General features: G+C 43.0%; 15 protein-coding genes and 2 pseudogenes. 15 read left to right on the plus strand and 2 right to left on the minus strand.

Annotated elements, in window-relative coordinates; translation table 11 throughout:
- Positions 1–102 precede the first annotated feature (102 nt).
- The gene (locus ABFY19_RS03135) at positions 103–375 is read left to right on the plus strand and encodes a type II toxin-antitoxin system prevent-host-death family antitoxin (protein ID WP_418791791.1); all 273 of its coding nucleotides are present in this window, start codon (positions 103–105) and stop codon (positions 373–375) included.
- Positions 362–676: a type II toxin-antitoxin system RelE/ParE family toxin gene (locus ABFY19_RS03140; protein WP_418791792.1), complete on the plus strand. Its 315-nt coding sequence runs from the start codon at positions 362–364 to the stop codon at positions 674–676. Before ABFY19_RS03135 ends, ABFY19_RS03140 begins: the two co-directional genes overlap by 14 nt.
- A 503-nt stretch (positions 677–1,179) precedes the next feature.
- On the opposite strand, the gene ABFY19_RS03145 is transcribed toward ABFY19_RS03140, so the two are convergent.
- On the minus strand, positions 1,180–2,760 hold the full coding sequence (locus tag ABFY19_RS03145) for an S-layer homology domain-containing protein (RefSeq protein ID WP_418791793.1): 1,581 nt from the start codon (positions 2,758–2,760) through the stop codon (positions 1,180–1,182).
- A 698-nt stretch (positions 2,761–3,458) separates the two neighbouring features.
- Positions 3,459–3,947, minus strand: a complete 489-nt coding sequence (locus ABFY19_RS03150; protein ID WP_418791794.1) for a hypothetical protein — start codon at positions 3,945–3,947, stop codon at positions 3,459–3,461.
- 313 nt (positions 3,948–4,260) lie between these two features.
- Here ABFY19_RS03150 and ABFY19_RS03155 point away from each other — a divergent pair, with 313 nt between their 5' ends.
- The 13 genes and pseudogenes from ABFY19_RS03155 (at position 4,261) to ABFY19_RS03215 (ending at position 15,595) form a co-directional block, all read left to right on the plus strand.
- Positions 4,261–4,902, plus strand: a complete 642-nt coding sequence (locus ABFY19_RS03155; protein WP_418791795.1) for a TetR/AcrR family transcriptional regulator — start codon at positions 4,261–4,263, stop codon at positions 4,900–4,902.
- A 172-nt stretch (positions 4,903–5,074) separates the two neighbouring features.
- Complete coding sequence (locus tag ABFY19_RS03160; protein ID WP_418792523.1) at positions 5,075–6,946, plus strand: FAD-dependent oxidoreductase; 1,872 nt, start codon at positions 5,075–5,077, stop codon at positions 6,944–6,946.
- Between the two features lie 196 nt (positions 6,947–7,142).
- Positions 7,143–7,307, plus strand: a pseudogene (locus ABFY19_RS03165) (Csac_0668 family 2Fe-2S cluster-binding (seleno)protein); the annotation flags it as partial.
- Between the two features lie 313 nt (positions 7,308–7,620).
- Positions 7,621–7,878, plus strand: a complete 258-nt coding sequence (gene saoT / locus ABFY19_RS03170; RefSeq protein ID WP_418791796.1) for a thioredoxin-like (seleno)protein SaoT — start codon at positions 7,621–7,623, stop codon at positions 7,876–7,878.
- The gene (gene saoE, locus ABFY19_RS03175) at positions 7,875–8,966 is read left to right on the plus strand and encodes an efflux transporter SaoE (protein ID WP_418791797.1); all 1,092 of its coding nucleotides are present in this window, start codon (positions 7,875–7,877) and stop codon (positions 8,964–8,966) included. Before saoT ends, saoE begins: the two co-directional genes overlap by 4 nt.
- Before the next feature lie 3 nt (positions 8,967–8,969).
- Entirely contained in the window at positions 8,970–9,461 is a 492-nt protein-coding gene (gene saoC, locus ABFY19_RS03180) for a Cys-Cys-COOH (seleno)protein SaoC (protein WP_418791798.1), read from the plus strand.
- A 43-nt stretch (positions 9,462–9,504) separates the two neighbouring features.
- Positions 9,505–10,617 carry an ABC transporter substrate-binding subunit SaoX gene (saoX, locus tag ABFY19_RS03185; RefSeq protein WP_418791799.1) on the plus strand — a complete coding sequence of 371 codons (1,113 nt, stop codon included), beginning with the start codon at positions 9,505–9,507 and terminating at the stop codon, positions 10,615–10,617.
- Positions 10,618–10,626: 9 nt separating this feature from the next.
- Entirely contained in the window at positions 10,627–11,424 is a 798-nt protein-coding gene (gene saoB, locus ABFY19_RS03190; protein ID WP_418791800.1) for an ABC transporter substrate-binding (seleno)protein SaoB, read from the plus strand.
- Positions 11,385–12,211: pseudogene (gene saoP, locus ABFY19_RS03195) on the plus strand (ABC transporter permease subunit SaoP). Before saoB ends, saoP begins: the two are co-directional and overlap by 40 nt.
- Positions 12,211–12,993: an ABC transporter ATP-binding protein SaoA gene (gene saoA, locus ABFY19_RS03200; RefSeq protein WP_418791801.1), complete on the plus strand. Its 783-nt coding sequence runs from the start codon at positions 12,211–12,213 to the stop codon at positions 12,991–12,993. The pseudogene saoP and the gene saoA overlap by 1 nt, the downstream one beginning before the upstream one ends.
- A gap of 6 nt (positions 12,994–12,999) precedes the next feature.
- Positions 13,000–13,635, plus strand: a complete 636-nt coding sequence (gene saoL, locus ABFY19_RS03205; RefSeq protein WP_418791802.1) for a MerB-like organometallic lyase SaoL — start codon at positions 13,000–13,002, stop codon at positions 13,633–13,635.
- Between the two features lie 15 nt (positions 13,636–13,650).
- Positions 13,651–14,463: an acyl-CoA dehydratase activase gene (locus ABFY19_RS03210; protein WP_418791803.1), complete on the plus strand. Its 813-nt coding sequence runs from the start codon at positions 13,651–13,653 to the stop codon at positions 14,461–14,463.
- Positions 14,444–15,595, plus strand: coding sequence for a double-cubane-cluster-containing anaerobic reductase (locus ABFY19_RS03215; protein WP_418791804.1), 1,152 nt, complete (start codon positions 14,444–14,446; stop codon positions 15,593–15,595). The genes ABFY19_RS03210 and ABFY19_RS03215 overlap by 20 nt, the downstream gene beginning before the upstream one ends.
- Positions 15,596–15,829 lie beyond the last annotated feature (234 nt).

Consider the following 15,829-nt stretch of genomic DNA (forward strand, 5'->3'; position numbering starts at 1 on the left):
TCGGCTTGCCGCAATGTTTATTATTTTGCACCGCCCCTCCACCCCTTGATAATCTAAAGAAATTCGGGTATAATATCTTTAGGGCGAAAGGAGACTGATCATATGCCAAACATTAAGTCCAGCACAGATTTGAGAAATAACTATAATGAGATATCCAAGTTTTGCCATGAGAGCCGGGAGCCTCTATTCATTACCAAGAACGGTCAGGGGGACTTGGCTGTTATGAGTATCGAGACCTATGAGATGCTCAATGGTAAACTCGAATTGTACCGTTTACTCGACGAGGGCAGGGCTGCGGTAAAAGAGGGCCGGAAGCGTCCGCTCTCGGATGTTATGCGCGACATCCGACAGGAGATAGTGGATGGCGAGATATAGGGTAGATGTATCGGAACCCGCAGAAAGCGACCTTCGCGATATCGTCCGCTATATTTCTGCGCAGCTGTCGGCTCCAATGACCGCTACGAAGATGATGGACGCCATTGAGGAGGCCATCGAGGGGTTGGCGGACATGCCGCAAAAATATCCTCCCGTTACGGACGAACGGTTGGCGTCGTTGGGTTATCGCAAGCTAGTAGTGAAGAACTACGTTGCTTTCTTCACAATCGACGAGAAGTCAAAGGTCGTTGACGTGGAAAGAATCCTCTACGCGAGGCGCGATTGGCTCCGAATTTTGTAGAACGGTCACCTTTAACGTCCCCAGCGTTCACCTTCTCGGGCGGTAATCTCGGAGTGGCAGAATCATGCCATGTACTCAATAGCCTGACTGTATCGTTCCTGCAGGATATCTAGCATGAAAAAGAAGATATATACTAACTCGGCAGTTATTGGAGCGGAGAATGCTACCAAACTAATAAAAGATGGGCAACGAATTCGTGTGCATGGAACAGAGATGAAAAAGAATTTGAAGGAGATTGGCTGTTCTAACTCTCTTACCACCTCATGCTTAAGGGGGTAAGAGAGTTAGAATGGGCATAGCTAAATTTTTATTTCGGCAAACCGCCGTGAACCTTATAACTAAACAAATGAAAGAACGATGAGGCGCTGTCTTTACAAAAAGGTAGCGTCTTTTATTATAAAATATAGATACGAGGGAGGTTTTCATATGGAGAAATTTCTGCGTTTTATATGCCGTTAAAAATTTCTTATCAAGAAGTTGGAGCAGAAAAAATCGTCACATGGTTATTTTGCTGTTTCAGTGAGTCTTAACATAGTGATTGCCGATTGTTCGACCGTGTAATAATCTTGCGGCATAAACAGGTTGTCGCCCATGCCCTGCATAAGCGGCGTTTTTGAATTTCCGCAGAGTATTTGCGAAACCGCATCGGTTCCGGAATGAGCCCAAACGGAAATCTGGTCTTCATCCGCAAAGGAAACGCTATCCCCCGTTAATGGAGTATCCAAAACCGTGGCTGCTCTTGCAAGCATCACTGCAGCTTGTTCCCGCGTGATGAATCTGTTTGGCGCAAAACGTTCGTTTCCGATACCGTTGACGATTCCGAGTGCCGACGCCGCCAAAACATCGGGGTTATCGCAATCCGAGAAGGTCAAGGCATCCGACCCAGCGGCAAGCTCCGCGAGGGTCTTGCCTGTGATTTCTTTCACGCTCAGAGAAAGCATGCGGCAAAATTCCTCTCTTGTGCAGCTGTCCTTCCACCAAAGCCGTATATCCTCCGGCACGAGATTTTTATCCACAGCTTTCGCCACTTCCGATTTTGCCCAATCCGACGGTGACAACTGGATATCAGGCAAGGTAATGATTCCATATTTCCCGTCTTTCGAGACGACAATATACTTGTCAATATCGCTGATAATGCTTCTTATACCGTTCGTAGTATAATTAAAGGCATAGCTGTCAAACGTGCCTTTGGGGATGATAGTTTTACCATCGCGGTCCATGATATTAGTCGTGTCATTGCCATATGCACAAATGTATTTACCACCGATTATACCATAAAGCAATGCATGGGGCTGTTGTGTGATGAGACGGCCGCGCCCTGTAAAGATATAGTTCATACTACCGGGCGATTTGCCGCTGCTGGTATATCCGTAAAGGAAAAGACCGCCGCAGCCATAGCTCAATTGGTTGAAAGCGGAATCCCCGCTTGTGCAATATGGCAGAAAATCCAGCAGCAGCTGACCGTCGTCATTATAGGCTTTACAGTACGCAATCGGCGCCCAGCTATCTCCGTTCATGGATACGGAAACGCCAGCCGGACCGCCCGCTTCCAGTTGCCATTGCTCGGACAGCTGCTTTTGCGAGGCATCGTAATCTATGGTATTAAGGCCGTTTCCATAGCCAAGCTCGTCGGTGATTTGCCCGGTTGTCAGATCATATAAATACATATCGCCCCACCATGATCCGGGACGGAGAAACTCTTTACCGTCGATCGCAATGCAATGCGTCGCGTCCTTCATGAAGATATACTTATATATTGCAGGCACGATGACCGTTAGATCACGGGAGTACACGCCCATGTTTTCACCCTCTTTTATGAGGAGATACTCCCCGGAAAAAGAAATCTCCTTCATACCGCTTATGAGCCTTGTGCCGTCAAAGCGATAAAGACTGTAAAGAGGATTATAGGAGGGGCTTTCACTGTCATGCGTGACAAACATGTCGCCGTTTATGATGGAAATCGGATCATATTCAAGCGGAACGATCACATTATATGCCGTATGTTCGCTGGCGGCAGTTGCATATGTTACGGGGCTTATCACCAGCGCGAGGATGATACATAGGATGACAGCTTTCTTTTTCATCGTGATTCCTCCGATAATATAAATAATCTGCAGTTTAAAACTGCCCTATAAGTTGTAATTTAAGAATCTGCAAGGCATTCTCGAGTATGTAACTGCCAAGTTTACCAAAATTTAACTGTATTATACCATATACTGCGGCACGATTCCACAATTCTTCTGCAATTATTGACTGAGGGCAGTTTTATAGAGGTTCAAACGGAAGTGGCGAAGACAGACTTTACGGGATAAAAGGGATAAGCAATTCAATTGCAAACATATTGCGACGAGATTTGCCTGCGCAGATTGAAACCGTTTTGCTTCCGTTCAAAGGCGGTTTTCCGTGAGATGTATGATAAAGCGATAAAACATGGGATTATTACAAGTTTGGACGGATAAAACTAACCCTGAGAAGGTAGCTAAAGAATAGACCATGCTGCTGATGAATTTGAAACTCCCGGCAATGTTGACGACAGTGAACCTTACATAGACCGGCTAAAATCATAGCAAGAACGGCTTGGCTTAAACATTCGGAAAGTTGATGCAGGTATATTTTTAGTTTTGCAAGGCCCAGTAAAACAGAGAGTTTTACTATAAAGGCAATGAAACAGCGGGAATTACGTAAGAAATGCATATGTATCAAATAAAATACTAAATAGGATGAGAAAATGGCTAAGAAATTTAATTCCTAGCCATTTTTGTCAACAAGCCCACTTAAAATATTACAATTCTAAACGAGGGATTTTTACATCTGCGTCCTTAATGCATATATACATATAATCATAGAAAGCGGAAATATGAAGCGTATAATTTGAATTGAATTTAAAGACAATTTCTTCAATATATTTATCCTGTACTGGTAGTTCAAGCTCATGTGCACCGGTAAACTCACATTCATCAGTTAGTTCGATAGTTACATCTACAATGGGGGTGTTTAGGATAACTCCCAGGTTTTTCTCTATTTTTCTGCTGCAATCAACGCCTTGATATGAGGTCTCCTTTAATGTCAGCGTATCTTTGGCAATACCTACAGTGCCTCCATCCACAAATAAAATCTCAAGCTGGAAATCATCAAAAACTAAAACTATAGGTTCATCTACTTCAACTGACATGATTCCTTCATTGTCATCTTCATCAAAAAAGATACCAATATTCCAGATTTCTCTAATATATTTTCCTGTCAGATTCAGGACTTCAAATTGTTCAGCCAATTTCTTCGGTGAAGTAAAAATATGAGCTCGCCAATTAGAAAATTTAAATTTAATTTTTTCCATTTCTTAGTTCCTTTTTTTATTAAATTCTTTTTCTAATAGTTATAGTATCATTTTTTTTGTTATATTTACAGAACCAGTAGTTAGAGACCTAACTTTTCAGGTAGGACTGGCAAGTATGTGCGGCTGAATGTTGAAGGACGGCCAAGGTAATAGCTTGAAAAAATTAAACGAATTGTTTTAAACATATTGTTTATAACTTATACTTATGATATTATTAATATAGTAAAGATATGATAAGGAAGGCAAAAAATTGAGAGAGTTAAATTCTATACAGGAGAAAATACTTGACCGGACGCTTTTCGTTATTGGGCTTAAAGGAAGTTACGATGTGTCCGTACGTGACATCACAAATGCAGCGGGTGTGAATGTTAACGCAATTCATTATTACTTTGGTAATAAAGAAGCTTTGTTTGACAGGATGGAAGAGTTTTTTATTGAGAACTACCTTTCGATTCACTCAGTGTTGGAAGATAGGGACATTAATGATGAACAAAAATTGATGCATTGGGCCAATGAGATCATGGAGTATACTCTGCAATATCCGGGCATTCAAATCATATTACACAACAATATGAGCGGAAAAGGACGTAATGGAAAGATGGCTAAGTTTCTTATCGAACAATCCAATGAATTTCATCATAGAATTAATGAATTGTTCTCGCGTCTGTTTAATGTTCAAAGTGATCAGCTAATGCTTATGAGAATCATTTTTGACTCAGCTTTACTATATCCGGCTAGCTTTGGGACAAGGCCGAATTGTGATTTCACTAAGATTAGAGATAAGTCATTTCGTTTGAGCTATATTAAGTACATAATTCAATTATTAAAGCAAGGCAAAAAACATAATGAAATTATTCAGTTCTATTCAGAACAGGGAGCTTACACTCCGTAACTGTATGGTGCTCCTGGCAATGGGTACTAAGATACCTTCGGACGTGATTCCTGCCAATCGTGATTGGCAGGAGCAGTTAATACTTAAAATTTTAAGGAGGTAAACTATGTTGTATCCCAAATTATTCTCCCCCATAACTATTGGAACCATGACAGTAAAGAACCGCATCGCTATGGCGCCAATGTCGCTTCGATTGAACGCCCAGGAGGGTTCGGTTTCGGAAAAATTAATAAATTTCTGGGAGGCGCGTGCCAAAGGCGGCGTCGGGTTGATTATCACGGATGTGTTAACCGTTGACCCGAATTACTGTTACCTTGGGCCGACGCTTTCACTTGGTACAGAAGAGAGTATGGTCTCAATGAAGCGATTGACTGACACGGTACACAAGTATGGTGCAAAAATCATCCCCCAACTGTCTCACCCGGGACCGGACAGCCTGCGTGGCTTGCTTTCCCGGCAGGAAGTTGTGGGTCCATCCCAGTTGGTAAACAAATCCACAGGAACGATTTGCCGTGAGCTAAGTATTGCGGAGATTGAATCCATTATCGAGATGTTCGGAGATACTGCCAAAAAGGCCAGAGAAGTCGGTTTTGACGGTGTGGAATTTCATAGTGCCCATGCGTATATGCTGGGTGGCTCCTTCTTGTCGCCCGTCCGAAACAAACGGACGGACAAATACGGCGGTTCATTGGAATGTCGACTTCGTTTTGCACTGGAGGCGATCGAAAATATCCGGCGGAAGGCGGGGAACGATTTTCCAATCGTTGTGCGCATGTCCGGAGACGAACTGATTGAAGATGGGAACCATCTTTATGACATGATATGTGCCGCCCGTGCGTTTGAACAGGCTGGCGTATCTGCCTTAGAAATATCCGGCGGCGTGCAGCCTGAGTATGCGCACCACATCATTCCTTGTATGGGTAAAAATCGGGCTTTAAATGCCGCGCAGGCCGCAGAAATCAAAAAGGCCGTTAAAATACCGGTGTTTTGTGTCGGCAAGATCCACACGCCGATGCTGGCGGAGAGCCTTATCGAGACCGGTAAAATTGATATGGTTGTTATGGGTCGGGCCTTGCTTTCAGATCCGGAACTGCCCAATAAAAGCATGGTGGGTGATATCGATAATATTGCACCCTGTATCGGATGCGGGGACGGCTGTATCGGCTCTGGCGCTGTACTCCATTCAACCTGCAGCATCAATCCTATGGTCGGGGAAGAGAAAGAGATGGAGATCATCCCTGTCGAAACGCCTAAAAATGTTGTTGTTATTGGCGGTGGGCCTGGTGGCATGATGGCGGCACGGGATTGCGCTCTCAGAGGACATAAGGTGACACTGGTGGAAAAGGAAGCGAAGCTTGGCGGCAGGCTGAATGTTGCCAGCAGGGGACCATTCAAACAGGATATCACGGGCTGGGTCAAGTATCTAATCAATCAGGTTGAAGGGCTGGATATTAAAATTATAACAGGGAAAGAATGCGACGAGGCTATGTTGAAGGAGTTGGCTCCCGAAGCCATTGTTGTTGCCACTGGCGGTTGCCCTATTGTGCCAAATATTGAAGGTATAGATGGTCCGAATATTGTGATGGCCATGGATGTACTAGAAGGAAAGCTGCCCATACTTCGTGGAAATATACTGATTATTGGCGGCGGAATTGTAGGACTGGAAACGGCAGACTTTCTGAAGCAGAATGTTAATTCTGTATCTGTTACGGTTCTGGAAATGCTGGATGACGTCGGAAGGGAGTATATTCCGGCAACTAAGTCGTTCATATTGAATAAGCTCATGGGAAAAGGAGTTAAGATTCATACCTTGGCAAAGGTGGAGAAGATAAACGAAAACGGTGTCATTGCTAATGTCAGAGGTGAGGAAAAGAACTTCGGAACATTTGATTATATTGTAGTAGCCTGTGGTTTCAAAGGTAGCTGTAGCGATGGTGTTTATGAAGGACTTGCAAAAGACATCTATGTAATTGGAGACGCGTTAAAGCCGAGGCGGGCACTGGAAGCGATTGCTGAGGGCGCAAAAACCGCTAGAGCGATCTGAGACAGCACGGGGGGAACCACCAGGTCTTGATGATAATATTATTGTAGCATAAATCGGGCCATGCTGAGAGCGACTCTGCGCATGCTGTGGCTTATACAGTGAAACGGCGGGCTATGAGTCTGCCGTTTTTCATTTCACCGGTAAGCCCCGAGCGGGTAAACCTCAGGAGTTTGGGCAGAGCCCTCAAGACTGTAAAGTAGAAGGAAATAATTTATGCCCAATATGTAAAACAGCAGGTGTTGAAGTCAAGAACATTACCATTAAGCATTTGGTTTCGGAAACGTTAACAGAATTGGTTGGAGATATAGATTATTATTTATGTATGGACGAAGATTGTGATGTTGTCTATTATGATTCAGATGCTATAGACAAAGGTTTATCAATATAAAATTGAAAACTACTTGGAGTAAAATAGAAAAAGACCATGAAGAGAGCTTTTTTGGCTTAAAACTTCATGGTCTTCTTGTGTTTTATCTCCTGTAGCCTTCAATAAGCTTTTTTTATTACCAATAGCACTATCGATAAAAAAAAGTAATATTATATAAAAAGGAATTTTATGATTTTGTCGTGAATATTAATATCTTTGAAACTCACCCAATTGTTGCTTTGATTTGCTTTATGGCACTTCTATTGTGTCAGGTGGAAAAGTCGTGAAAGATAAGGAGAGTTGATTAATGTCAAAGGTATCAGTGGAGTTTATTAATACATGTCCGTGCTGTGACCAGCATGGGCAATCAATCAAAGATGCGGCGGCAAAATTCGGTGACAAGGTGGATGTTAAAATCTATTATGCCGGAAAGGATTTTGACTATGTGAAAAAATACGGCATGATCAGCAAAGGGACTATGATTATCAACGGAAAGAAGAAGTATGAGACCCTTTCCAGGGATATTATTGAAAAAGCTATTGAAGAGGCTGTAAGGAGTATATGAAATTGATTGCAGAAATATTGGTTAAGGCAGCTGAAGCTGCGCTACAGATATTAAACGATGGTTCGGTCTGGCTGGTATTCAGTTTTGCGCTTGCGGGAATATTGCATGTGGTCTTGAAACCGGAAAAGTTTCAGCGCATGCTGGGCAACAAAAAACTGTCATCTATTTTAAAGGCAAATTTCTCGGGGATGCTTTTGCCCTTATGCAGTTGCGGTTCTATTCCTTTGGGCCTTGGGATGTACTACTCAGGGGCTTACCTGGGGCCTACCCTGGCTTTTATGGCTGCTTCGCCTATAGTTAATCCAGCTGCAATCCTGATGTCATTTGGGCTGTTGGGGCCGCAGATATCAACAATATATATAGCTACTGGGTTTGTGGTGCCGGTGCTGGTGGGGCTGGTGGGAAATGCTGTGGGCGGGCCGGAACTGCAGGTGCCGGGTTTAACTGAAAACAGCAGTTGCGTAGAATTGGAATCGGAAGATGATGTAACGTTTGGTCAAAAACTGCTGAGCGGCATGCAATGGGGGTTTATGGACTTAGGGGTAATGGTTAGCAAGTATATTATAATTGGAGTGTTTCTGGCAGGAATTATTATTGCCGTCGTTCCACAGACCTATATTCAGCAGTACCTGGGTAATCCAGGCATGGTTTCCCTGGCTGGTATTGCTGCTCTGGGTGCTATTATGTATGTATGTGCTGTAGGACATATACCTTTTATTGCAGCCCTGGTCGCTGCCGGAGCGGCTCCGGGAGTAGCCGTAACCTTTCTGATGGTCGGAGCGGCAACCAATATTCCTGAGCTAATCAGTATTTATAAGACAATAGGCCGGCGAGCGGCTGCAATATATTCAGCCACCCTGGTTATTTCAGCTATGGCAGTGGGATATCTGACTAACTTGCTATTGATGCCAGGGTTCGTGCCTTCTTTTGATTTAGAAAAAACGGATAAGATGGTGGGGATTGCCAACAAATTGAACCTGACTGCCCCTACCTCCATGAGATACCTGTGTTCTATAGTAATTTTCGGGCTTTTTCTTTACGCATATATGCCCCGTGTAAAACAGTACTTTGTTAAAGTGGGGGCTTGAAACATGTCTGTTAGGATTATACAAGCTTTAATACTGGTGCTGTTTCTGTGTTTTAACAGCTTGGGTTGCAGCGGGCAGGACAGCTTCAAAGCTAAAGAGGGCAGAAACCAGCAAGTTGAAAACAAACAGGATATTTCCAGTGACCCTATGGCAAAGTATTTTCTTACTGCAAATCCTGGGAGCGAACTATTAAAGACAGCCAGGGCGGACTTGAATGGCGATGGCAGGGCAGATTTGGTGGTAATATACCGGGTGGCTCAGGACAAAAATATGATGCGGGTAGTCCTTAATTTAAACAGGGCTTTAACGTTGACAAATGAAGTTTTGGCTCCTCGCGAAAACCAGTCTATTCAATTTAGAGACATTGACAAAAAACCGCCGATGGAATTTATAGTTCAGGGTTCAAAAGGAGCGAAAATGGGATATGCCATTTACCGCATAGAAGGAAAAATTTTAAAAGATATATTCGGGGAGGGGATGGGAGACTGCTGTTAAGTTTATTTAAGTGTTCGATTCAAAACAAGGAGGGTATCAGGTAATGAAAAAAATTAAAAAAGTATTATTGGTGCTAGGAGTTGCTGCGTTTGTTATGGCTCTGATTGCCGGGTGCGGTTCATCAAAGACCACATCGGAAAATAATACGATTTCAGAAGAAGATAAAAATTATATTGTTAACCTTGGCTATTACAACTGTGATCATATGACTGCTGCTTGTATTGCCGAGGATACAGGTATTTTTGACGAACTTGGTATTAAAGTGAATGTTACCGGCAATGGAAAAGTACCTGAAGCAATGGCTGCAGGCAAAATGGATGTAGGTTATATTGGCACTGAAGGATTAATGAGAGCATATTTGAAGGGTTCACCGATAATTGTTGCAGCCAATAATCATATGGGAGGTTCTTATTATCTGGTAGCAGCTAATGATATCAAAAACCCCATAGAATTAGTCGGTAAAAAGATGGGTATAGGAAAAGACCCTGAGAAAAACAGCGCTTCATGGCTTCTTATAGCTAATTCCCTTGGTATTCCTCTCGAAGGCAAAAACTATGAAACCTTTGAGATGGCTGACAAGGATAAATTTCTGGCTTTAAAAACCGGTCAATTAGCAGGGTATACCTGCTGTGATCCTTGGGGGAGCATGGCTGAATACGAAAAAGTAGGGAAGATTATTGGGGTTGCCAGTAAACTGCCTGGTGACAAATGGGGTTCCTGTTGTGTGCTTTCCATGAACCAGGACTTTGTTAAAGAACACCCCGAACTTGCCAAAAAAATGATTGTTGCTCATTCAAAAGCAATTGAATACATTTATACTCATCCGTATAAGGCTGCCGAAATTTTTGCTGAGAACTACAATGTCCCTGTCGAGGTTGCTTTGATGACTATTTACAGAAAGACTGTAGCTGAAGGCAGATCATTGACTTGGGAATTAGATGAACAGAAAATACAGGACGAAATAGCTTATGAACTGAGTGTTAAAACCCTTGAAAAAGCGCCTCCTATCACTGAGTTTGTTAATACTAAACTCATTTCAGAGGCAGGGACTGACAACTTTGCTGCCTTTATTAAAGATAAAGTTGATCCTGTTTTCCCAATTGGCATGTCTTTCGAAGACTGGAAGAAAAAAGCTGCTGAGGTTGATGGTAAGTAAATTTAAGATATGAAAAATAAATTATTCATCAGCCTGATTGGGTTGATATTAGTTGCAATGATTTATACGGTTTGGGTTTCTGGAAGAGGAAAAGAGGGCTCCAAAATAAACATTGGAGCCTCTTCTGACTCGGGAGGCATGATAATTCATTATATTGTTAACAACAAAAAGTTCCTGCCGGCAAATGTGTCTGATAACTTTGCCATGTTTCCCGTGAAAGATTGCTGCAGCAGTACATCAGAATGGGCGCTTAGCACAGGTGACCTGGATATTGCTTTGCTGTGTCCTGATGCAGCTAATAAACTTATTGAGAAGGACGGCAGGTTTGAGGTTGTAGGACCGGTTCTGGTCAATTCAGATATTATTGTTGTAAAACAGGATATTAAGCCCCAAAAGATTTCTTATTCTCAAAAACGCAGCTTTCAAAAAAAGCTAATCAAGGAGAAGTTTGGCCCGGCATGTGATGCAGTTCCTATGCTTCCGGCAGCAGTACCTTATGCTTTTGAAAAGGGAGTTGTTGACGGGGCAGCAGTTGATGTGCTGAAAGGTTTATTACTTAAAGGAGAAAAAAACTCATCTGCGGGTAAAACAGAAGACCTTGTTACATATGTGCTGGTAGTGAGAAAGGAGTTTAAAAAGAATTCTCTTTACCGGCAGTTTATGACGCTCTTAAAGGAATCCGTAACTGAAATGAATACCGCGGGAGTTCTGATAAAAGAAGCAAAAGTCTTTATGAACATTAATTTTACTGAACGGGAGGCTGAGCAATGGAGACGCTTGAAAATAAGATATGTGTTTCCGGGCTAACTGAAGCAAGCAATAAGCGAAAACTGCTCCGCTTGCCGGGAGGAAAGGATTCTATATATTCACTGGTTACACTGGCAGTCGCGGTGGGTATCTGGCACATTATCTCAATGAGTTACAACAGTGATTTGTTACTGCCGCCACCATGGAAAACGGCTAAAGCTCTTTTTATGGCTGTGGGGGATGTGGAAGTAATGCAGAACCTCCTGCTGACCATGAAGAGGGTACTCTTGGGATTTTTGTATGCTTTATTAATTGGCGGGCCTCTGGGCTTAATCATGGGTTATTCTAAAACAGTAAACAAAATGTTTGATCCCATAATCAATTCAATCAGGCAGATTCCCATCATGGCTTGGATACCGCTGACCATTGTGTGGTTTGGTTTAGGAGACGGTCCTACCCTTTTTTTAATCGCAATGGTTGGGATTTTCCCGATTCTGATAAATACTATAGCCGGAGTGCAGGGGATTTCCCAGGATTATTATAATGCTGCCCGCAGCATGGGGCAGGGCCATGGAGTATATTTTTTCATGTTATTTTGCCAGGTTCACTTCCGAGCATCTTTACAGGCATTAAAATTGCTGTAGGTTTGGGTTGGATGTCGGTAATATGTGCTGAATTCATTGCTACAAGTTCCGGGTTTGGTTATTATATGGTGGAAGCTCAGACCATGATGGAGACAGATCTGCTGTTGGCTTTAATGATTATTTCTGCAATTGTTGGCTATGCCATTGACCGGTTTCTTGGTTTTATTACCAGGATGGTTACCGGATGGAGGTATGTGAAATAATGGCTTTACATATTGAACATGTAAACAAGGTTTTTAAAAACAGCGGAATGCCCCACATTGTTTTAAACGATGTTAGCTTTACGGTGGAAGAAGGAGAGTTTGTTTCTCTTTTGGGGCCTTCAGGATGCGGTAAGACCACCCTTTTGACTATTGTAGCCGGTTTTCAGGCCGCCTCATCGGGACAAGTCAGAATTAACGGTAATGTAGTGACAAAACCGGGACCTGATAGGGGGTTTGTCTTTCAGGATTATGCTTTATTTCCTTGGATGACAGTGAAGGAAAATATCGTTTTTCCGATGAAACAGCAAAAAGTTCCTTCCGCTGTAAGAGAAGAATTTTTACAAAGGCTTCTTTCTATGGTTCATATGGAAGGCAAAGAAAATCTTTATCCCAGCCAGTTATCGGGCGGTATGAAGCAACGAACTGCTATGGTCAGGGCATTGGCATGTCGTCCCAAAGTGCTGTTGATGGATGAACCATTGGGTGCAGTAGATTATCAGATGAGACAGATGCTTCAGGAGGAGTTAGAGGCCATATGGATATCTGAAAAGACAACTGTGCTGATGGTTACCCATGATGTTGATGAAGCCGTATATCTGAGTGACCGGATTATCGTAATGTCAACTAAACAGGGCGAAGTGCTGGAGGATTTACGGGTAAAACTTGACAGGCCGCGCAGCCGTAAGAGTAACAAATATTTCGAGTACAAAGATTACCTGAGTGAAATCCTGATAACAGCCCTTACCGGGGTGGAAGATTCATTGTACAGGGAAAGGAGGTGATGTGTAATGCATTTCAAAGATTATCCGGCAGAAAGATTGATGATTGACAGTATTTCATCCAGGTTAACTGAAGAAGAATACAAGTTCAGGAAATGGCTGATGGAATATACCATCAATACCGGTAAAGCGTATAATATCAATAGCTATCCTGGAGAGGAATTACAGGTCATGGATGTACAAGCCATACTGGAGTGTCTGATTGAAAAGAAGGCGCTGGTTGTTGATGGCCAGGGTAACATAAATTTTATCTATCCTGTATCTGCCCTCCCGACCCATCATAAAGTTCATCTTAGTGACGGGCGCAGCTTTTCCGCAATGTGTGCTATTGACGCAATGGGAGCAGCTTTTACTTTTAGCCAGGACATTCATGTTGAATCAAAGTGCAGTGAATGCGGGGAAGTAATTCATGTGCAGGTTCAGGACGGCAAGATTGTGGAGTTATGGCCGGAGACAACTTATGCATTACATGTGGATTTAATAAAATCCGACAACTGGGCAGGCAGCTGCTGAAACATCATGAATTTCTTCTGTACGAAGAAACACTATGATACATGGATCCGAAAGATGGGGGTAAACCACAACGAAGTCTTTTGTCTCGATGCTTATGAGGCTATAATGGTTTCGGAAATGTTATTTAAGTAAGGAGAACAACATTGCATGAAAATTACAGCCGGAATAGATGTAGGTTCTACAGCAACAAAAGCAGTCATATTTGACGGTTCGATTTTGGGCTGGTCGGTTATTCCTACAGGATGGAACCCCAAGGAAGCAGGAACACGGGTTTTTAATGAGGCCATGGAACGAGCCGGGATCACGTGGGAACAAGTAGATAAAATTATCGGTACCGGATATGGGCGGATATCGCTGCCTTTTATAGATAAAAAGGTCACTGAGATAACATGTCATGCCAGGGGTGCCAAATTTCTTTTCCCTGAAACCCGGACAGTAATAGATATTGGAGGTCAGGACAGTAAAGTTATTGCTGTTGATGACGACGGGGCAGTGGCCGATTTTGTGATGAATGATAAGTGTGCTGCCGGGACAGGACGTTTTTTGCAGGTGATGACCGGAGTTCTGGATATCACTCTTGAAGAGTTGGGCAAGCTGGCAGCAAAAGAAGAACCTGTGCCCATAAATGCTATGTGTACTGTTTTTGCAGAGTCGGAAATTATCGGCCTTTTAGCCCAAGGTGTATCAAAAGAAGCCATCGCTTCAGGCATCATAGATACAATTGCCAAGAAATTGCTAAGCCTGACTGCTCGGGTACCATGTATAAGTGAAATCACGTTTAGCGGAGGAGTTGCCAGTAACCCTGAAATTTGCCGGATATTGTCAAGAGGTTTAAGAGTCCGCTTCAACGTTCCTAACGAACCTCAGGTGGTAGGAGCCCTTGGGGCTGCAATAATTGGCCAGGAGATAGGTGGCAGCAACCATACGAGGAGGGTATTAAATGAGACCAGAGATACTTAAAGAGTTCGAGGATTTACGTGAAAACAATGTTATGGCAATAAAGAGCGCCAAGGAAAATGGCAGGAAGATTGGCGGGATGTACTGTCTTTATTCTCCTACCGAACTGGTTGTGGCAGCAGGGGCTATTCCTGTTCCGTTATGCGGGACCAGCCAGAAACCTATTCCAGCAGCGGAAAAGATACTGCCGAGAAATCTGTGCCCCCTAATCAAATCAAGTTACGGATTTGCGGCGACTGACACTTGCCCTTACTTCCATTTTTCCGATATACTTATTGCTGAAACCACTTGTGATGGAAAGAAAAAGATGTTTGAATTATTGGCGGAGATGAAACCACTGCATTTGCTGCAGTTGCCCCAGAGTCAGGATGAAGATGCTTTGGAATACTGGCATAACCAGATAAAATTACTTAAAGTCAGGTTGGAGAAAGAATTCGAAGTTGAAATTACGGATGATAAATTAAGGGATGCTATCAGGTTAATCAATAATGAAAGACGTTCCCTGCAGGAATTGCAGGATGTATGTAAAGCTAAACCGTCCCCATTGGGAGGCATGGATTTACTGACTGTTTTGTTTATGCGGGGATTCTGCCATGACAAGGAGCAGGCTATTGACATGGTAGACCGGTTAACCCGGGAACTTAAAATATTAGCTGCTGGCGGGACCAGCCCCTTTAACGAGAGTACTCCGCGGATTTTGTTAACTGGAGTGCCTGTAGGAATTGGTTCCCATAAAGTAGTCCAGGTTATCGAGGAATGCGGTGGAAATGTGGTCTGTTTTGAAAGTTGTGGTGGATATAAAGCGGTTTATGACAGAGTTGACGAAGAAAAGGAGCCATTGCAGGCAATTGCCGAAAGGTATCTTAGAACACCGTGTTCATGCATGTCACCTAATACGGGTCGGTTTGAACTGGTGGCCAGAATGGCGGATGAATTTAACGTTGACGGGATAATTGACCTGACATGGCAGGCATGTCATGCGTATAATGTAGAGTCTTTTGCCTTGAAAAAATACATCCAGGAAACTAAACATCTTCCGTTCCTTCAGATTGAAACTGATTACTCTGAGTCAGATGTGGAACAACTGAAGGTAAGAATAGAGGCCTTCCTCGAAATGATAGGCCAAGTAAGATAAGATGAGCTGCGATTCTCCATGAACAGGGAATGGTCAAATCGTTAATGACGGTTTGGCCATTTTGTTTTTTTGGATTATTTTCTCTATATTAGGAGGAAAACAAGGAAGAATGTGGAAAATAAAATTTGAATAGCAAGGCAATTAAAAGAAAGACCTATAGGAAATTGTCGGACTTGGTCTTGCGTCATAGCAAAACTCTCGTGGCAGAATAGGTTAGTACGGGGATCCTCATAC

The organism is Phosphitispora sp. TUW77 (assembly GCF_048453025.1).
Lineage (GTDB): Bacteria > Bacillota > Thermincolia > Thermincolales > UBA2595 > Phosphitispora.